The organism is Streptomyces hainanensis (assembly GCF_004348415.1).
Lineage (GTDB): Bacteria > Actinomycetota > Actinomycetes > Streptomycetales > Streptomycetaceae > Streptomyces > Streptomyces hainanensis.
Window position 1 is genome coordinate 1 of sequence record NZ_SMKI01000097.1, and the last position, 18,741, is coordinate 18,741.

18 protein-coding genes are annotated in these 18,741 nt (G+C 69.2%); 15 read left to right on the forward strand and 3 right to left on the reverse strand.

The features are described 5' to 3' along the window. From E1283_RS11615 to E1283_RS11645, 7 genes are all read left to right on the forward strand, one after another. On the forward strand, positions 1-1,090 hold a 1,090-nt coding region (locus E1283_RS11615), incomplete at its 5' end, for an endonuclease/exonuclease/phosphatase family protein (RefSeq protein WP_207930367.1). A 17-nt stretch (positions 1,091-1,107) separates the two neighbouring features. Next, positions 1,108-2,055, forward strand: coding sequence for a hypothetical protein (locus tag E1283_RS11620; protein ID WP_165956090.1), 948 nt, complete (start codon positions 1,108-1,110; stop codon positions 2,053-2,055). A 350-nt stretch (positions 2,056-2,405) separates the two neighbouring features. After that, positions 2,406-3,689 carry a methyltransferase, FxLD system gene (gene fxlM, locus E1283_RS11625; protein WP_132817893.1) on the forward strand — a complete coding sequence of 428 codons (1,284 nt, stop codon included), beginning with the start codon at positions 2,406-2,408 and terminating at the stop codon, positions 3,687-3,689. 20 nt (positions 3,690-3,709) lie between these two features. Further along, the gene (locus E1283_RS11630) at positions 3,710-3,934 is read left to right on the forward strand and encodes an FxLD family lanthipeptide (protein WP_132817905.1); all 225 of its coding nucleotides are present in this window, start codon (positions 3,710-3,712) and stop codon (positions 3,932-3,934) included. Between the two features lie 157 nt (positions 3,935-4,091). Continuing rightward, entirely contained in the window at positions 4,092-7,166 is a 3,075-nt protein-coding gene (locus E1283_RS11635) for a lantibiotic dehydratase (protein WP_341829919.1), read from the forward strand. Next, positions 7,163-8,386 carry a lanthionine synthetase C family protein gene (locus tag E1283_RS11640; protein ID WP_243744774.1) on the forward strand — a complete coding sequence of 408 codons (1,224 nt, stop codon included), beginning with the start codon at positions 7,163-7,165 and terminating at the stop codon, positions 8,384-8,386. Before E1283_RS11635 ends, E1283_RS11640 begins: the two co-directional genes overlap by 4 nt. Before the next feature lie 35 nt (positions 8,387-8,421). Beyond that, positions 8,422-9,387 (forward strand): thiopeptide-type bacteriocin biosynthesis protein, encoded by a 966-nt coding sequence (locus tag E1283_RS11645; RefSeq protein WP_243744775.1) that lies wholly within the window; start codon positions 8,422-8,424, stop codon positions 9,385-9,387. Positions 9,388-9,516: 129 nt separating this feature from the next. Here E1283_RS11645 and E1283_RS11650 read toward each other — a convergent pair whose 3' ends face one another. Continuing rightward, complete coding sequence (locus tag E1283_RS11650; protein WP_132817895.1) at positions 9,517-9,741, reverse strand: hypothetical protein; 225 nt, start codon at positions 9,739-9,741, stop codon at positions 9,517-9,519. Positions 9,742-11,178: 1,437 nt separating this feature from the next. Here E1283_RS11650 and E1283_RS11655 point away from each other — a divergent pair. The 8 genes from E1283_RS11655 to E1283_RS11690 all read left to right on the forward strand — a co-directional run bounded on the left by E1283_RS11655 (position 11,179) and on the right by E1283_RS11690 (position 17,604). Then, positions 11,179-12,165, forward strand: coding sequence for a hypothetical protein (locus E1283_RS11655; RefSeq protein WP_132817896.1), 987 nt, complete (start codon positions 11,179-11,181; stop codon positions 12,163-12,165). Next, positions 12,165-12,842 (forward strand): ATP-binding protein, encoded by a 678-nt coding sequence (locus E1283_RS11660; RefSeq protein WP_132817897.1) that lies wholly within the window; start codon positions 12,165-12,167, stop codon positions 12,840-12,842. Before E1283_RS11655 ends, E1283_RS11660 begins: the two co-directional genes overlap by 1 nt. 55 nt (positions 12,843-12,897) lie before the next feature. After that, positions 12,898-13,509, forward strand: coding sequence for a WhiB family transcriptional regulator (locus tag E1283_RS11665; RefSeq protein WP_165956091.1), 612 nt, complete (start codon positions 12,898-12,900; stop codon positions 13,507-13,509). 17 nt (positions 13,510-13,526) lie between these two features. Beyond that, positions 13,527-14,183, forward strand: a complete 657-nt coding sequence (locus E1283_RS11670) for a DUF2637 domain-containing protein (protein ID WP_341829920.1) — start codon at positions 13,527-13,529, stop codon at positions 14,181-14,183. Further along, positions 14,180-14,374: a hypothetical protein gene (locus E1283_RS11675; protein ID WP_132817899.1), complete on the forward strand. Its 195-nt coding sequence runs from the start codon at positions 14,180-14,182 to the stop codon at positions 14,372-14,374. Before E1283_RS11670 ends, E1283_RS11675 begins: the two co-directional genes overlap by 4 nt. Before the next feature lie 505 nt (positions 14,375-14,879). After that, on the forward strand, positions 14,880-15,239 hold the full coding sequence (gene mobC / locus E1283_RS11680; RefSeq protein ID WP_243744776.1) for a plasmid mobilization relaxosome protein MobC: 360 nt from the start codon (positions 14,880-14,882) through the stop codon (positions 15,237-15,239). Positions 15,240-15,441: 202 nt separating this feature from the next. Then, positions 15,442-17,115, forward strand: coding sequence for a relaxase/mobilization nuclease domain-containing protein (locus E1283_RS11685; protein WP_132817901.1), 1,674 nt, complete (start codon positions 15,442-15,444; stop codon positions 17,113-17,115). A 105-nt stretch (positions 17,116-17,220) separates the two neighbouring features. Next, positions 17,221-17,604 (forward strand): hypothetical protein, encoded by a 384-nt coding sequence (locus E1283_RS11690; RefSeq protein WP_132817902.1) that lies wholly within the window; start codon positions 17,221-17,223, stop codon positions 17,602-17,604. A 64-nt stretch (positions 17,605-17,668) separates the two neighbouring features. Here E1283_RS11690 and E1283_RS11695 read toward each other — a convergent pair whose 3' ends face one another. Further along, the gene (locus E1283_RS11695) at positions 17,669-17,926 is read right to left on the reverse strand and encodes a hypothetical protein (RefSeq protein ID WP_165956092.1); all 258 of its coding nucleotides are present in this window, start codon (positions 17,924-17,926) and stop codon (positions 17,669-17,671) included. Then, positions 17,898-18,741, reverse strand: an 844-nt coding sequence (locus tag E1283_RS11700; RefSeq protein WP_207930368.1) for an SPDY domain-containing protein, incomplete at its 5' end; no start/stop codon positions are given. The genes E1283_RS11700 and E1283_RS11695, both read right to left, overlap by 29 nt.

Sequence of the window (18,741 nt, forward strand, 5' to 3'; positions counted from 1 at the left end):
GCTGTGTATAAGAGACAGCCCACACCCCGCCACCTGGCCACGGCAGAACACGAGCGCGCGGGCCCCCACCGACCGGGTCGAGCCGCACCCCGGCTTCGAAAGCCGCACCGCACGCCTGAGCACGCCCACTCTGAACCGATCGGAGAGCACCGAGATGACCGCCCCGACACCGACCACAACCCCGCCGAACGATGTCGAGGAGATCACCGTCGTCAACTGGAACCTCGAGAACAACGGCCTCGATCCGGATGGCGGCTGCGAGCGCCGCGACCTCGCCCTGGACGTGGTCGAAGACCTGGACCCGGACATCGTGCTCCGGCAGGAAGAGACCCGGGCCGCGGAGAACAAGGAGCGGCTGCTGCGCGAGGAAGCCGACCGCCTCCGCCTCGAAGCCGTCCTCGCCCCCCAGACCACCGACTCCACCAACCCCACCGCGGTGTTCTACCGGGCCGAGCTGTTCGAGAAGGTGGACGAGAAGCTGTGGCACACGGCCATGTGGAAGGCGGTGCGGATCCCGATCCTCCGCCTCCACGGCACCACCACCCCGATCGCCGTCGCGAGCGTCCACCTGTGCCACTTCAGCCCCATGCTGCGGCAGATCACCGCCGAGCGCCTGACCACGCTCGCTGACCACGGCAATTCCGCCCTCATCGGCGGCGACTTCAACTCCTATCCGTGGTTCGACGACGCCACGACCCTGCCGGAGTGGACCACCGTCCGCGACTCGGTGCACTACCAGCACCGAACCATCTGGATCGGAGACACGCGCGTATCCGACGGCGAGCCTGACCGCATCCTCGCTGGCTACACCCCCGGCGGTGGCGCTCCTTTCCGCGAACTCGGACGTCACGCAGCCGACGAGCTGGGCCAGCGCGAGGCGTTGAAGCCAACCGCCACCCTCTGGCGTAACCCAGAGCAGGGCAAGGCGCAGCGCATTGACCGCATGTACGCCACGCCGAACATCGCGTCCGCGCTCACCCGCCTGACGGTCATCGACGGCGAACCGGTCAAGACCGCCTCCGACCACGCCTGCGTCGTGGCGACCTTCGACAAGCGGAAGCTCGCACGGGCCCTCACCCCGGCGGCGTGAGCGAGAGGACGACCATCATGGAACGCGTCATTCGCGTCGGGACCTGCAACTTCGAGCTCAACGGGGCCGGCGACCGGTCGCGGTGGGAGCGCATGCACCAGCGGCTGCGTGGCCTCAAACTCCACCTGTCGATGCGGCAGGAGTTGATCGGCTGCGGCACCGCCGGCCGGGAGTCCGAGCTGTGGCTGGACTCCCAGAACGCACTGGGCATGCGCGGCGAACTCGGGCCCGGCCTCGGCGCCACCGCCCTGTACTGGGACCCACAGACGTTCACGCCCCGCAGGAACTGGGCCAACGACGTCGGCACCACCACTACCTGGGCGCTGCCACCAACCGTGCTGAGCCTGGAGCTGGCCGGCACGTGCGTGCCGATCATCTGCGCCTCGTTCCACCACGCCTACCACGACCCGGCCGGCCGAGAAGCCGAAGCCCACTGGCTGACCCGACTGGCCGACAAGACTACGACGCTGCACGGCGGAGCGAAGATCACCCTGCCGTTCATCGGCAGTGGCGACACCAACAGCTACCCCGAACCCGGATTGGTCGGCGACGTGCCGCTCCCGCGACTCGACGTGCCGCCCACCCACGACCTAGCCATCCGCGACGCGCCCCACCGCGCCCACCGCAGCCGCCTGATCACACCGGGGGCGCCACGGGTACTGGACGTCTGGCCGGACAACATCCTGCGGACAGCCGGCCTCCAGGACGCCGCACGCCACCTCGCCACCCTCCCGGGCCGCGAGGGCGATCGGGCGCGCTTCCTGGCGCCGACCATGGACGCCTCCACCACTCACGGACCGCAGACCCGCATCGACCGGATCTACCTCTCCACCGCGCTCCTCCCCGCCGTCATCGACGTCGAAGTCATCAACATGCGGGGCCTGTCCGACCACCACACGGTCGTGGCCTCCCTGGACCGCGCGGTGTTGGTGAGTCTCCTCGCCGATCTCGGAATCCGGAGCTGACTGTGGGGCAGCGAATTCGAGCCGATGCCTGTGACGGTCGCAGTCCGCGTCGCCCGTTCGTCACCGGGCGTGGCGGACATTCGCGGCGCCGGGCTATGGCGAGAAGACGGCGCAATTCGTGACCGGATGACTACACTGCGGCTATCGCCCTCGGGCCGCGAGAGTGCCCAACCGCGGTGACGACTCGGTCGTGCGTACCCGCTCCGGTGGAGGCACCCCGAGCAGACAGGGTGCCTCCTCGGCAACCGCCGGCTGGCCAGGTGTCACAGCGCCAGGCGGCGCACGGTTCTCCCGCCACCGCGCGGCGAAGCGACTTTCATGTGCTTGCACCAAGAAGGGAACTGCCCCCAATGAGCGAAGCAACCGTCGATGAGGACCAGGCAACGCAACTGCGAGGCAAGGCCGTCGACGAGCTCATCGCGAGCGGCGACATCGTCTCCAAGCCCGTGGAGACGGTCATGCGACAGGTCCGTCGGCATGCATTCGTGCCGGAGGCGACGCTGGAAGCCGCCTACGACGCCATCTCCGCCGTGGTGACCAAGAGGAACGACGACGGGGGATCCATCAGCTCCGTCTCCGCCCCTCAGATCCAGGCGATGATGCTGGAGCAAGCCGACATCCAGCCGGGCATGCGGGTACTCGAAATCGGCTCCGGCGGCCTGAACGCCGCCTACCTCGCGGAACTGGTCGGCGAGGGCGGAGAGGTCACCACCGTCGACATCGACCCGGACATCGTGGCTCGCGCCCAGCGCCTGCTCACGGCCAACGGCTACCCGCAGGTCCGGGTCGTGCTCGCCGACGCCGCCGGGGGAGTTCCCCAACACGCCCCCTACGACAGGATCCTGGTGACGGCCGGGGCATGGGACATCCCGCCCGCCTGGTTCGAGCAACTGGCCGAGGACGGGCGGCTGGTGGTGCCGCTGCGTATCAGGAACCTCACCCGCTCCATCGGCTTCCAACGCAACGGCAGCCGCCTGGACAGCACGTCCTCGCGTATCTGTGGCTTCGTCCCCATGCAGGGGAAGGAGGAACATGACGGGCAGGCGCTCCTGGTGACCGGCACCGAGGAGATCCGCCTGTGGTTCGAGGACGGCTTGCCCGAGAACCCCAGCCTGCTGGACAACGCCGTGCGCACCCCGCGCGCCGAGGTGTGGACCGGGGTGACGGTCGGGCGCACGGAAGTGCTCGACACCCTGCAGATGTACCTGGCCACCGCCCTGGACCACTTCTGCACCATGTCCGTCAACCCTGACCTCGACACCGGCCTCGTGGCGCCGAGCAACAAGTGGTTCTCCCTGGCCGCCGTCGACGGGCCCGACTTCGGCTACCTCACGGTGCGCCGCACCTCCGACGAGAACCAGGTCGAGTACGGCGCTCACGCCCTCGGCCCCTCAGCCCCCGCCTTCGCCCAACTGCTCGCGCAGCACGTTCAGACCTGGGCCGCCGAGCACCGCGGCGGACCCGGGCCACGCTTCACCGTCCACCCGGCCGGCACCGCTGATGACCAACTCCCCAAGGCTCCCCTGCGGCGGGTCATCGACAAAAAGCACTGCCGGGTCACCCTCTCCTGGAACACGGCCGCTACCGCGACCGGGGGCCAGGGCATCCTGCACCAACACACCACACAGGTATAGGTAAAGGGAGAGTGAGCACGATGCCGGACATCCACACCTCGGCTGGCGCCCTCGCGTTAGCCGAACCGCCGGAGGCCGAAGTCCTCATCGACGACGAGGAGTTCACCCTGAACGTGCGCGTCGTCGTGGCGACCTACAGCAACGGCAACAACCAGTGCTCCACGAACGACGGTTGCGGTCAGACCTGCGAGAACGGCGCCAGCGCCTGCAACTCCTCGATCGACGACCCCGACCACAACCACTGAACAATGGCCGTCTGGTGCCGTCGCTCGACGGCACCAGACGGTGCTCCACAACTGTCGTTGCCTGATCTCTTCTCGACCGCTGGAGTACCGGCGCGTCCGGCTCCTCCAGCACACCAGCACCACCGTGAGCTGTTGCAGACGAGGGAGGAGCACGTCCGTGGTAGCACGATCACCGGTCAGCTACCGGTGGCAGGGGAGCGCCATGCTCCGCGCGACGACCGACCCCGGCGCGCTGGATCTGCCCCGCGATCTCGACCTGGCAAGCGACACGCTCGTCGAGCGCGGGCGGGCGTGGTTGGCCGAGGTGTGGCGGCGCGAAGAGGTGCGTGACGCCATCGCCGCCGCCAGCCCCGCCCTGTGCGACCGCATCGACGACATCATCGCCCGCCGACGAGCCGATCGCCGCCAGGTCCGGAAGGCCGTGCTCTCCATGGCCTCCTACCTCCTGCGCTGGCAGGGACGCCCCACCCCCTTCGCCCTGTTCGGCGGAATCACCCCCGCCAGCGCCGGGGCCAAAACCTCGGTCACGTGGGGCGGCGAGCACCGGACGGTGCTGCGGCCGGACGCTGACTGGCTCGCCGACATCATCAACCGCCTCCACCGCTGTGCCGAGCTGGTGGAACGCCTTCCCATCGTCGCGGTCGACGCCGGGCAGGTCCGCGGTGACCGGTACGCGGTGCCGGGATGGCCATCGGACGGCCGCTCCGAACTCGCCGCTCCCGTCGAACTGTCCGTGCGCCACACCCGGCCGGTGGCCGCCGCCCTCGAACTCGCCCGCACCCCCATCCGCTACGGCAAACTGCGCACCGCGCTGACCGAGCGATACCCGCAGGCCAGTACGCGGATCGACACACTGCTCGGGGAACTCGTCGCCCAGCACCTGCTGATCAGCAGCCTGTGGCCTCCCGCTACCTGCCTGGACCTCCTCGGCCACCTGTGCACCGAACTGGACGTGGCCCGCGCCCATACCGTCCCCGACGTCGCCGACCTGGTCGCCGAGATTCACGCGCTCCACACCGACCTCCCAGCCCCCTCCCGGTGCGCGCCGCCACCGATCCGGGGCGCGCTCCCGCGGCGGATGACCGCGTTATCCGACGTCGCGCCGGTGCCGCTGGTCATCGACACCATCCTCGACTGCGAGATCCGCGTTCCCGAGCACGTGGTGCGCGAAGCCGCGGCGGCGGCCGGAGTCCTGATCCGGCTGAGCCCTCACCCAGCCGGCTCTCCCCGCTGGCGCGACTATCACGACCGCTTCCTCAACCGGTACGGGGCAGAAGCCATCGTCCATGTCCTGGAGTTGACGGCGGACAGTGGCCTCGGCTTACCGGCCGGCTACCTCGGTGCCGCACAACGGCCCGCCGGCCCCCACGAGCTGACCCGGCGAGACGAGCGGCTGCTCGCCCTGGTCCAGCAGTCCATGCTCGACCGCACCGGCGAGATCGTCCTGACCGAGCCGATCATCACCGACCTCGCCCGGGACGCCAACGCTGCGAGCGCGCCGCCCGGGCGCGTGGAGGTGTCCGCCGAGATCCACGCCCCCTCCGTACACGCCTTGGACCGCGGAGCGTTCCGCCTGGTTATCACCGGCGCCCCCCGACCCGCCAGCAGCATGGCCGGACGGTTCGCCCACCTCCTCCCCGAACACGAGCGGGCCCAACTCGCCGCCACCTACCGCACCAGCGACCCCGAGGCCATCGCGGCCCAGCTGTCGTTCGCACCCCGCCGCCGGCGCAACGAGAACATCATCCGCACCACCCAGCTCCTGCCGCACGTCATCCCCCTGGCCGAACACCGACCACCCCGGCAGAACCTGATCCCCCTTGCGGACTTGGCGGTGACTGCCGACGAGGACGGCTTCTCCCTCATCCAGCTCTCCACCGGCCGCCGTGTCGAGCCACGCGTCACCCACGCGCTGGAGGCCGGCATGCAGACCCCGCCGCTCGCCCGGTTCCTCGCGGAGATCACCACCGCCCGGTGCGCCGTCTACCAGGGCTTCGACTTCACCGCCGCCAACCACCTGCCCTACCTGCCCCGCGTGCGATATCACCGCACTGTTCTGGCCTCGGCCCGCTGGCTCCTCACGCCCACCGACCTCCCCGGGCCCGGCGCCACCCAGCCCGTCTGGGACGACGTCTTCGAGGCGTGGCGGACGCGATTCCACGTGCCCGAGCACGTCGCCCTGGTCGAACACGAGCAGCGCCTTCCCCTCGACCTCACCCACCCCCTCCACCGGTCCCTGCTGCGGGCACGCCTCGACGGCGCCCGGCGTCTGGAACTGCGCGAGGCCCCCGCTCCAGGAGATCTCGCCTGGCTCGGCCGCGCCCACGAACTCCTCGTCCCCCTCACCCTCGCCGAACCCCAGCCGCACCACCGCACCACCCCGACGGCCGGGACGGCGCGTGCCGCCGCGACCAGCACCGGCCGCACAACCGTGGTCACTGCCCACGTGCACGCCCACCCCGACCGCCACGACGACATCCTCACCCGCTACCTGCCCGACCTGATCAACACCTTCGACACCCCACCCCTGTGGTGGTTCACCCGCCACCACGCCACGCACCGCCCCGACGCGGAAGCACACCTCGTCCTCAGCGTGCACCTCCCCGAGGCCGCGGCATGGGCCCCAACGGTCGAACGCCTCCACCGCTGGGCCAGCACGCTGCGAAGCGAACGCCTGGCCGCGGGCCTGACGCTCGCCACCCACGAACCCCCGCCGGGCCGCTACGGGCACGGCGAGGCGATGGACGCCGCACACCACCTGTTCGCCGCCGACTCCGCCGCCGCCCTCGCCCAGATCGAGATCACCACGGCGACGGACATCCGGCCGCAGGCCCTGGCCGCGGCCAGCATGCTCGATCTGGCCACGCACTTCGCCCGTACCCTCGACGACGGCCTCACCTGGCTGACCCGAGATCTTCCCCAGCACCACGGTCCCCTGGACCAGGCGCTCCGGGACCAAGCCTTCGACCTCACCGACCACCTCGGCGCACGAGCAAGGCTCGGCACTCTGTCTGGCGGGGAAGAGGTGGCCGCTGCCTGGCAGCGGCGCGCCGGCGCGCTCGCGACCCTGCGCAAGCACCTGGCCGACCAACGCGACCCGCTCACCGTCCTGCAACACCTCCTCCACCTGCACCACCAGCGCGTCCTGGGGCCCGACGCGCACCGGGAGCGGGACACCCTCCGGCTCGTTCGCGCCTGCGCACTGCGCCACACCGCGTGGCGGCCACGGTGACCGTCCCCCACCTCACCCCGGACGACCCGGCCGCGATTACCAGGAAACTCACGACCCGCCTCGCCAACCCCCTTACGGGAGAGGATCCGTCGGAGGCGCAGTCGCTCGCCACCGGCGCCGCCGGCGTCGCGCTGCTGCACATCGAACACGCCCACGCCGGCTCCGGCAGCTGGCGCACCGCGCACCGCTGGATCACCCACGCGGCGGCCGGCGACATCAGCGCCGCCGACACCACCGGCCTCTTCCTCGGCGCACCGGCCATCGCCTTCGTCCTCCACGCCGCCGCCGGCTCCTCCACCCGCTACCACCACGCCCTGACGACCCTGGACAAGCACGTCCACCACCTCGCCCATCGCCGCACCCACACAGCCCGCGAGCGCATCCAGGGAGGGCAACTCCCCGACTTCCACGAGTACGACATCTTCTTCGGCCTCACCGGAATCGGCGCCCACCTCCTTCGCCGCGACCCCGGCGGCAGCGCCCTCGAACGCATCCTCACCTACCTCGTCGCGCTCACCCGGCCGCTACCGAGCGACAGCCAGCTCCTGCCCGGCTGGTGGGTCGGTCACGACCCCCACCGCAACCCGACCCCCGGCGGGCACGCGAACCTCGGCGCCGCCCACGGCATCACCGGACCACTCATGCTGCTCAGCACGGCCATGCGACGCGGAATCACCGTCGACGGCCAGCACGACGCCATCACCACGATCCTCACCTGGCTCAACACGTGGAAGCAGCACGACGAGAGCGGCCCCTGGTGGCCCGAAACCGTCAGCCGCACCGACCTCCACACCGGCCGGTCGAGCCAAACAGCAGCGACCCGACCGAGCTGGTGCTACGGCACCCCCGGCATCGCCCGCGCCCTTCAACTCGCCGCCCTGGCCACCGGCGACACCCACCAGCAGCAAGCAGCCGAACAGGCCCTCGTCGCCTGCCTGTCCGACCCCGCCCAACGCGCTCGACTCACCGACCCGGGCCTCTGCCACGGCTGGGCCGGCGTCTACCAAACCACCTGGCGCGCCGCTCAAGACGCCATCACCCCCGAGCTGCACCCACTCCTGCCTCACCTCGCCGGCACCCTCGCCCACCACGCCGACCACGACTCGCGTAACGCCACCGGCTTCCTCGACGGAGACGCGGGCACCGCCCTCGCCCTCACCACAGCCGCCCGCGCCGCCGCACCGACCTCCGGATGGGACGCATGCCTGCTGATCGACTAACCCCCGACAACGCCAACGAGCATCACAGCGTCACGATGCGCAACACCGAGCAGGCCGTACTGGAGGTCCTGACCGGCGCCCCGCTCGACACCGCGGCCAGCCGCGCCAACATCGCCCCGACCGAGCTGGCCGCAGCCACCCACCTCTACCAGCAGGCCGGCCGCCACGCCCTCCAGCAGGCCACCGACCCCACCTGGTGGCAGCTCTACCTCCAGTTCCCCGACTGGCACGCCGCCGAGCAAACCGCCGCCGAACACCTCGCGCCGCTCCTCAACCACGCCGAAGCCGCTGGCGACATCACCGCCTGGTGGTACATCAGGAAACACCCCTGCTGGCGCCTCCGCCTCCACACCCAGCCCGGCGCACACACGGAGGCCCGAATCGGCAGCGCGCTGGACGACCTGGTCACCGCCGGCCACATCGAACGCTGGTGGACCGGCATCTACGAACCCGAGACAGCCGCCTTCGGGGGAGAAACCAGCATGACCTGCGCGCACACCCTCTTCCACGCCGACAGCCGCGCCATCCTCGACCTGTCCCACCACACCAGCCCACTCGGCCGCCGCGAACTATCCCTCCTACTGTGCACCACCCTGATACGCGCCGCGGGGCTCGAATGGTACGAAGCCGGAGACGTCTGGCACCGCGTCGCAGCCGAGCGTTCACTTCCCGCTGACCCCGCCCCTGAACGCCTCCACGCCATGGCCCGCGACGTGAAACTGGTACTGCTCGCCGACAGCACAGCAGAGGGACCGATGCTGAGCGAGGATGGCCCCCTTGCGTTTGCCGCCGACTGGGTCGATGTCTTCCACCGCATCGGTGCGGCATTGGGAACGGAAGCACGCGCAGGCAGACTGGGCCGCGGCCTCCGCCAGGTCCTCGCCTACCACGTGATCTTCCACTGGAACCGCATCGGTCTTCCGCCACGAACCCAAAGCATCCTTGCCACAGCAGCGAGCATTGCCATCCTCAACCCGCCTGGTGGAGACGTTCGAAGGTAGATCGCGCCAGGGAAGCGCGGCGTGGCTGGTGAGCCCGGCGAGTCCTCACGTTGGTCATCGACCAGCGGACCCATGATGCCGAACTGGCGGGTAGCGTCTCGTAGTCGGGGGCCAGGCGGTGGTGCAGCGTCAGCGTGCCCGAGGTCTCTCGACGATCCACCGCTTCGGTGCCAGCGCGAAGCCCCTGGTGTCCGGATCCCACCGGACCACCTCAACGTCGATGGCGGCGCCGTGGTCGATGACCGCGTTCTTGAACCCGACGTCCACCCAGCTCTTGGTCACGGACGGGTTGTCCGCGACGGCTTGGTCCAGCAGCGCGATGCCGACGGTGTTGCCGTGCACGCTCGCGGGCACCACGATCACCCGCGATGAGCAGGCCGAGCACCTCGGTGGCGATGCCCCGTTTACGGCCCCGGTTCTTCTTGCCCGGATCCAGCCCGGTGGTCTCTCTCGGCGCGTTGACCGAGGTGTGCACGGTCTGGGCGTCCATCACCATCGCGGACAGCTCCTCACTCCAGCCGTGGTCCTCGCGGACCTGCCAGCGCAGCAGGCGCGGCGCCTCGCGGGTGAAGTCTTCGCCGATGGCGCGGATCCGAGATGCGATACGACGCCGCTCATGCCCCAACCGGCCTCCCTCGCCGAGGAGTTCAGCGACTACCTACGCCGACAGACCCGTGATCCTTCGTTCACTGATGATCACTGTACGAAAATCGCGCTCCCCACCACACGACCATGATCAACAATCACGAGCTCGACGCCTCACCGCCAACCATGCGCGAACTCAGTGGCCCGACGAAGGGGTGCGCTCGGCAAACGCGGTGGATCTGGGCCCAGCCGGCCCCCGGGGAAGCGCTTGCCCCGAGTCGGCGCTTGAACTGCCAGCTTGGCATCGGATCGGCCTGCGGCTGAACGGCCAGTGACAGCGCACTGCGGTCCACTTGTAGGGTTCCCTGGCGATTACTGGACAGTCGTGAAGATGCCAGAGCGTTCTGCGAGGCCCATTGCTATGTGATCTCTTCCCTCGGCGAAATGACGGAAACTCAGAATCGCTTATTTCGCGCAAGGTTGCTGTCGAGGAATGTTGGTATATCGATGTCTCCCCGGCGGCTTGTGCGGTCGTGATCGCTCATTGACCCATTGTGAAACTGTTTGTAGGGTCCCATTGTCACGCCAGGTTGAAGTGGTTACTTCGGGGCGTGGTTGTAGGAAGGGGTCGCGATGTGCCGCTGTCGTGTCGGATTGGTTACTTCTCGTAGCTGCGTTTGGCGCTCTTCGCGCTTGCCATGTCCGGCGGCAACAGCGGTGATCGCGGCTGGTCGTGCCGTGTGCCCACGACTCGCAGGCGATGAGACGTCGTTGCGGCGAGCATGGTGGGCTCCTCGGTTTCGTGCCCTCTCTATCTCGCGGAACGCTGGATTGATGGCGCCTGCGGTGCATATGGTGCTGCTCGCTTGCGATGCAGCCCGTAAATCGCCTAGCCCTGGAAGGAGTTGAGGAGTATCGATTCGTAGTCGCGTTACCTAGGCGCTCCAACGAGTGGCATCGCTGAGCGCAAACAACACGGTGCTCCGGAGGCAGCAACCTCCGGAGCACCGTGGCCGCCGCGCATGCGAGGCGGTATCGGTAATCGGAGCGGCCCGGTCCTGTGATGAGGAATCTCCGGGCGCTCCGTCTACACAAGGGAGATTGTTGCATGTCCAAAGTGGGACGAGAAACAGCGCCCATCGAAAGTGGCGGTAACTCGCCAGCTCCAGCTCGTCGTGACCAGCCCAGGTTGAGGAGCTGAGTTGCGTGGCCAGGATCCGAACCATCAAGCCAGAGGCGTTCACCTCTGAGACCTTGGCCGCCGTGTCGCTTACCGCGGAGCGGACCTTCTTCGGGCTGCTGACCCAAGCCGACGATCAGGGCCGGCATCGAGATCACGCGGCCATCATCACGGGAGTGCTGTGGCCTCTTCGCCCGGAGCACACCCCCATCCATGTCGAAGAGGACCTGCAGCAGCTGGCAGCCGCTGGGCTGATCTGCCGCTACACGGCCTGCGATGGTCGGACGTATCTGCACGTCGTGACGTGGGCACGCCATCAGAAGATCGATCGACCGTCCCGGTCGCGTCTGCCAGCATGCCTGCTCCACAACCCTGACGCGCTCTGTGGCGTCTGCCAGGCGACGCCGTGCACGGAAGCAACGGCGAAGCCGGTGCGAGGACTCGGTGAGGGCTCGTCGAGCCCTCACCCCAGGATCACCGAACCTTCGGCTGGCTCCGGCGATCCGGCGGAGGCTTCGTCGCCGGTGGGAGATGTCCCTGGTCAGGCCGGGTTCGATGTGGTTTCGTCGAGCCCTCATCGAACCCTCCAGGAAGCATCGGTGATCGCTGTCGAGGGAGCCACGTCTGGATCATGGACCATGGATCGTGGATCTACCGCTGATGCGGGGCGCCAGGCTCCGGGACAGGAAGATGGGCAGCGTCCTGGAACGCAGGAGATGCTGGCGGAGTACGTGACGGGCTGCCGCTCTCGCCCGCCCGCCAAGGTTCTTTCGCACCTGGGGCGCGAGGTGCGCGAGCTGCTCGCTGAAGGGGTCGATCCGTCGGCCATCCGAACGGCGCTGAGTCGGTTCCGCAACTCGCCGAAGCATCCGTCCGTGCTGCCGAGCCTGGTCAACGAGGTGCTCAACGGGGGAGTGGGCCGTTTGGAGCGACCGAATTCCGACGCTACCGTCACGGGGCAGGCAGGTTGGACCGTCCCGACCGACCCCGCCGCCTACGCCGAGGAGTTGTGATGATCACCCGTGATCCACAGACCCTCGATGCTCCGGCCGTCCGGCGTGTGTTCGCCATCATGGCCGCTCGCGGCATCGACGTGCGGCCAGAAGCGCCAGCGCCGCCGGACGAGATGGAGATGGTGGATGCGCGGATCCCGGCTCGATTTCGCAAGGCCGAGGTCGAGCACCCGCAGCTCCACGACTGGGTCCAGACGATGCTTGCCACCACACGTCGCGGTTCCAGCGGAGAGCTGACAGCCGTCGGCGGCCCGTCGTTGCTGATGATCGGAACAACCGGCACCGGCAAGACCTACGAGGCGTTCGGCGCGATCCGAGCCCTTACCTCGGCCGGTGCCCGGCTGGCCTGGAAGGCCACCACCGCGGCAGACCTCTACGCCGCCCTCCGCCCTCGGACCGGGGTGGATACCGAGCGGGAGCTTGCGACCATGGCCCGCTGTCCGCTGCTGCTCCTGGACGATCTGGGGGCAGCCAAGGCGAGCGAGTGGACGGAAGAGATCACCTACCGGGTGATCAATCATCGGTACGCGGAGATGCTGCCGACGCTCATCACCTCGAACCTACCGGTCAGCCAGTTGCGACAGGCCGTCGGTGATCGCGTCGCTTCCCGCCTGGCCGGGATGACCGGCAGGGCCATCTTCACCGGGCCTGACAGACGCCGGCACCCCGCCGCCTGAGCCACCTTTCATCGCCCCCTCGCCCCGCCGCTGACCAGCCGCAGGACGGCCCGGTGTGGCCCACACCACCGGGGACCAGGGAGAGGGCATCCTCAAGGAGACCCTTCGCATGCCCAAGCCCGTATCCGAGATACCGCCTGCTCATCGCCGCCTTGGTGACCAGTCCTGGCAGAGCCGAGGGGCCTGCCGTGGCGCCGCGGCTGATGACCCTGACCTCTTCTTCCCGGACGCCGACCACTTCGAGCGCGTCGCCGAGGCGAAACGTTACTGCGCCCGTTGCCCGGTCCAGCAGGTCTGCCTTGATGCCGCGCTCGAGAACAACGACCGCTACGGCATCTGGGGCGGTCTGACCGAGGAGGAACGCGACCCCCTCCATGTCAGCTTGGAGAATCGCCTCGACTACGGCCGCGTCGAGGCCGCCTTGGCCGGCCGGGACATCCACCTCACCAACGCCGAACGCCGTGCCATCGTGCGTACCGCCTACGTGCACCAGGCGGACGTCGAGCACCTTGCCCGAGTGCTGAAGGTTTCCAGCGAACACGCCGAGCGTCTCCTGCGTCGAGCCCGTCGAGAGGCGCGCCATCGCCGCCTGGCCGAGGCTGCCACGCCCCTGCGCTCTCATCAGGGCACGGCTGTGCCGGAGGCGACCCTGGGGCGAGCAGCGTGACGGCCACGGTTCCTGCGGTGACGGTGCGGATCAGCATCTGGGACCGCGCCGCCATCCTGGGCCTGGGCGCGGCCGGCGGCATTCTGTCCTTCGACGCACTGCAGCAGATGGCGGCCGCCATCCATGTCCGAGACAACCTGGTCTGGCTCTTCCCCCTGGTGATCGACGGTTTCATCGCCTACAGCGTCAGAGCTCTTGTCGTCCTGCGCGACGCGCACTTCGCCGCGCGCCTGTACGTGTGGGCGCTCTTCAGCACGGCGACCTCCACCAGCATCTGGGCGAACGGCCTGCACGCCGTCCGGCTCAACCAGCAGAACCCGGTTGGAGCTGGTCTCCACCTCGGCGATGCCACGGTTGGCGTGCTGTCCACGATCGCACCGCTGGCTCTCGCGGGAGCCGTCCACCTCTACATCCTCATCGCCCGCAGAAGCACAACGGACCACGCCCGGACGGTGGTCCCCGCGCGGACCGGCAGCGGACCGAACACTGACGATACAGACGAGGCATTGCTGGTGGCTCAAGACGCCGTGCAGAACGCCGGCCGGGTCAACCGCCGTCTGGTCCGCTCGGCACTCCGCGCCCAGCACATCAAGATCAGCAACGAACGCCTCGGCATCGTCCTGCAGACCCTCCGCGACGAATCCGACGGCAGTAACACCCGGAGCCAGCCGTGAACTACCGCTGCACCACTTTCACCAAGATCAAAGACGACTATGAGCGCGCCATCCGCCGGGAAGCCGACAGCGCCGTGCTGCGTCCCGGGACAAGGCGCAGTCAGGTCCTGGAAACCAACGCGAAGGTCATCCGCCGTCGCATGGCCGTCGCCCTCAACCAGCACATGCGCCGCTGCAGGCTGTGTGGATAGCCCGGCTGAAGGAGCACGAGATGCCTGACCGTCGAGCCGATCCCGCCGTCGTGGAGGCCTGGCTGACCATCCTGTGTGCCCGTGGGCTGCTGCACTCTGCCGAACCCGTGGGCCCGCACGGATGGGTTGTCCAGGACTCCCCTGACACCACGCCGCGCCTCCTCACCACACCCGCTGAGGCGAGCAGTTTCATCGCCAGTGTGCAGCATGGCCAGCGCCACGACGGCTCCCGGCGACATCGGTGACGGCTCCGACCGATCCACCCAACACCGCTACCAGCCAGAGCTGTTCCGCCACCGACGGTGCCCGAGCAAGTTATCCCGTAAGAAGCTTCGCCGAGGACGGCGAAGCTTCTTACGGGAGTTCCGCCCCGGGGGAGGCGGAAGACGTCCGGCTCCAGGGGGAGCCGGACGGGAGTGCTGCGGTTGTGTCGCCGCCGGCCGACCCCGGTCGAGTGCCGGCGCGGGTTCGGCGGCGCTTGCGCCTCGCCGAGGAGCGCCCTCACGTGCGTGGCGTTCGTCTGAGCGACGCCGAGCTGGCCGACGTGCGCGCCGCGGCTGTCGACAACGGCCTGGCGGTTGCGGCGTTTCTGTCTCTGGCGGCGGTCGCAGCCGCGCGGACGCCGCTGCCGGCCGCCTACATCGCGGACGAGCAGGCGAAGGCGCGAGAGCTCTTCCTGGCCCGACGTCACCTTGGCTACGTGGGCAACAACCTCAACCAGATCGCGCGGGCACTCAACTCGGGCGCGAGCACGCCGCCTCACACCCAGGAGATCCTGGACACGGTCGCCGAGGCGATTCGCCGCGTCGACGCGGCCGTGGACGCCCTGGTCCAGCGCCAGCACTCGGAGCCCGGAGCACGATGACCGAGCAGCATCAAGGCGCCGATGCTCGTGATCGCCGGGCGAGAGGTGGACCGTCCGCCACTGAGTTCGCAGTCCTTCCCTCCACCTCGGGCGACCACGGGGCGGCGGCAGCTTGTCCTGGCCGGTCCGGTGCGCGGACGGGTCCGGCCGCTGCGGACGGGATCGGCCGTGTTGCGGGGCATGCTCTCCCTGGCGCCGAGCGGTGAACCCGAAGATCGCCCGGCGAGGCTCGCGAACGCTCGGGTTGCTGGCCTATCTCTACGGACCAGGTCTCCGCGACCAGCACACCGATCCCCACCTCGTCGCCTCCTGGGACGACACCGCTCCCGACCCGGGCCGCGATGAAGACGCGTTGCTGAGGGACCTGGCCCGCGTCCTCGACCAGCCGGTGCAGGTGCTGCCCGAGCGGCACCGCCCCCGGCGACATGTTTGGCACTGCTCGGTACGAGCCGCTCCCGAGGACCGTCTCCTCACGGACGCCGAGTGGGCGACCATTGCCCGCCGGGTCGTCGCGGCCACCGGCATCGCACCCGAGGGGGACGTCGATGCCTGCCGCTGGGCCGCCGTCCGCCACGCCGACGACCACATTCACATCGTCGCCACCCTGGTGCGCGAAGACGGACGCCGACCACGGCTCGACAAGGACGCCGCCCGCGCCCAAGCCGAATGCCGCCAGATCGAACGCGACTTCGGCCTTCGCCGCCTCAACCCCGGCGACGGCACCGCCGCACCTCGACCAACCAGCGCCGAACGCTTCAAAGCCGAACGCCACCAGCGCCAGCGCACCCCGCGTGAACAGCTGCGCGAAGCCGTCCGCCAGGCCGTGGCCGGCGCTTCCAGCCAGGACGAGTTCTTCGCCCGGCTCTCCGAGCAAGGCCTCCTGGTCCGCCAGCGGCACGCCCCCTCCGGTGACCTCCTGGGCTACACCGTCGCCTTGGTCGGCGACCACGACCATCGAGGGGAACCGGTGTGGTTCTCCGGAACGAAGCTCGCCCCCGACCTGTCCTGGCCCCGGATCCGCGCACGCCTCGGCCCTCACGTCACCGTTCCGGCGGTGACTCCCGTCCGAGCACGGGCGGATGCCACGGACGCGACCTGGACGGCCGCCTCCATCCTCGACCAGGACGACGCGGCCGCCGCAGCACAACTCGTCGCGGCCGGGGAACTCCTCGACGCCCTCACCATCACCGCCACGGCTCCGACGCGAGCGCAGATCGCCGCCGCTGCGCGTGTCTTCGAACGCGCCGCCCGCTCGCACATCCACGCCGCCCACGCCCAGGCACGTGCCCTCCACCGCGCCGCCCGCTCCCTGGCCCTCGCCGGAACGCCGCTCGGTCGCGGTCCGGACGGCGCCGCGACCGCCATGCTCCTGTCCGCTCTCATCCTCTTGGTGGTCGCCGGCCACACATGGCACGCGACTCGCGCACACCACCAGCAGGCCGCCGCCGCCCTTCAGGCCGCCGAACACCTGCGCTCCGCCTACGACATCGCCGCCGCCCGCCCCATAGCCACGCTGCGCGAACGAGGCCGCCAACTGCCCCCGCAACGGCACGCCCGACACACCGCCACTCTCCGAGCGGCCCTGCCGGAAGCTGCCGAGCGCGTGCTCGCCGAGCCCGGATGGCACGCGCTGGCCGCCACACTCGAGGAGATCGAGGGGTCGGGCGGCGGTGCCGAAGCCCTGCTGCTCCAGTCCGCTCGGCATCGGGAGCTGGCCAGTGCCCACTCCATCAGCGAGGTGCTGACCTGGCGGCTGCGGCACCTTGGCCACCTTCCCCATAGTTCCCTGTCCCGGAGTGGCACCACGGCGCGACGACGCGAGGACATCGTGCGACCAACGAGCCCACCCGGTGCCCCGCGTCCCGGAGCCGGGTAACGGCGAAAGAAGTACGGCTTCCCGCTTCACTGCGGCTCGGGCTGGACTTCCTGCCGAGCGGCAGCAACTATTCACCGAGGCCGTCATCCAACGGGAGGTGAGTCGATGCCGCTGCTGTGGAGACAGAGGCCGTCCGCCAGTTCGGCAGTGTCGCTGGTTGAGCCGGTTGTCGCACCGGACGACACCGTGGCATTGGGACCGGCACCCGACGATGCTGGTTCCTTCTGCTGGCCCTACCCCTTCGAGATTCCCCTCGGGCAACGGCTACTGACGTGCACGGCGTGCGGCGCCGAGCGGGACTGGCTGCTCATCCTCGTCGAGGATCGTGTTCATGTCCGATGCCGGTGCGCCTACCAGTGGTACGAGCCGCACCTGCCCGCCGACTGGTATCGGGCACACTGCGGTGCACCAGAGCAGGTCCACCACAACCCCGAGGCGGCGAACCGAGCCACCGGCTTCGACGGCACATTCGCCGGGGCGTACTGGTAGTTACGCACAAAGAAACGGGAGGCTGCCCGGACGAATCCTGGCAGCCTCCCGCTTGATGGGGGATTCAGGGTTGTGGCGGCCATCCCAGCGCCGCGCGGACGGCGGCGGGCAGGTAGCCGTCCTGAGGTCCCTGAGGGACGTAGACGGTGGTGGAGTCGGCGATTTCGGCGTCCAGAAGGCGGCCGACGTGATGGCCGAAGGGGAAGTCTGGTCGCAGAGCGAGCCGGACCTGAGCGTCGGAAGGGTAGTGCCGGAGCTGGTCGATCAGCTGCCCGACGGTCAACGACGTCTGGTCATCGACCGCCATGATGCCGCCCTTCATCACCAGATGCGGGAACGTGCCTGGCACGGCTCTCGATGGAAGTCTGGACCGAACCTTCCGAAGCGCGGACAGGGGCACCGAGAACCTCACAGAACATCCGCAGCAGGTGGAGGGGGAGGCCGGTAGAGAGCCGCGCACCCCACAGCACGGGGGCGACACGATGGGGGCGGACTTCGACCAGCCACGCCTCGCTGTTGAGTTCAAACGTGATCGACGCGTTCGCCGCCGAGGACTGGTACGCCAGCATCCGAGTCGGATCGGATCGCCAACCCCCGTCGAGAAGAGGCTGCAGCGCCTCGGCACCACCCTCGAGAAGGCCCTGGTGGGTGGTTGGAGCCAACGCGGCGTCGAGGTCGTTGGTTATAGCGGTCACCAGCGGCACGAGGAACTCGTAGGGGGTGTGGTCGGTGAACTCCGCCGCCCACAGTAGAGCGCCGCTGTCGGAGGGGCGGGCCCATAGCCGCCAGAGAATGTGGTGCGCGCCGAGCCAGCGGTCCTCCTCGGGGACAAACTGGACGGCAAGATGCCGGGTGGGGTCGAAGGTGTGGACGTTGGCGTCGCTGTCGGACCATGACGTCCAGCCTGCTGAATCGAGCAGAGCCAAGATGTGCTCGACGCCGCAGTCGTCAGCGTCGGCGAGGCAGCGCCCTATGACGTCGTAGGTGGGGTCGCTGGGTGATTGCGGATGCTCCATCGCGCGGGTATCCCTTCGGCGATCTGCGTATTTTGTCGCGGAGGTGTGGGATATTCCCTTGGGGTGGCGGTGGTTGGCAACCGTGCCGCGTGTATCACCGTTCCGGTGGGCGCTGGGTGGG

Bases quoted from the DNA above. Each gene is read 5' to 3' on its own strand.
- E1283_RS11695 (WP_165956092.1), bottom strand. From the start codon at position 17,926: ATGAAGGGCGGCATCATGGCGGTCGATGACCAGACGTCGTTGACCGTC.
- fxlM (WP_132817893.1), top strand. From the start codon at position 2,406: ATGAGCGAAGCAACCGTCGATGAGGACCAGGCAACGCAACTGCGAGGC.
- E1283_RS11690 (WP_132817902.1), top strand. From the start codon at position 17,221: ATGCCGCTGCTGTGGAGACAGAGGCCGTCCGCCAGTTCGGCAGTGTCG.
- E1283_RS11660 (WP_132817897.1), top strand. From the start codon at position 12,165: ATGATCACCCGTGATCCACAGACCCTCGATGCTCCGGCCGTCCGGCGT.
- E1283_RS11620 (WP_165956090.1), top strand. From the start codon at position 1,108: ATGGAACGCGTCATTCGCGTCGGGACCTGCAACTTCGAGCTCAACGGG.
- E1283_RS11645 (WP_243744775.1), top strand. From the start codon at position 8,422: ATGCGCAACACCGAGCAGGCCGTACTGGAGGTCCTGACCGGCGCCCCG.
- E1283_RS11630 (WP_132817905.1), top strand. From the start codon at position 3,710: ATGCCGGACATCCACACCTCGGCTGGCGCCCTCGCGTTAGCCGAACCG.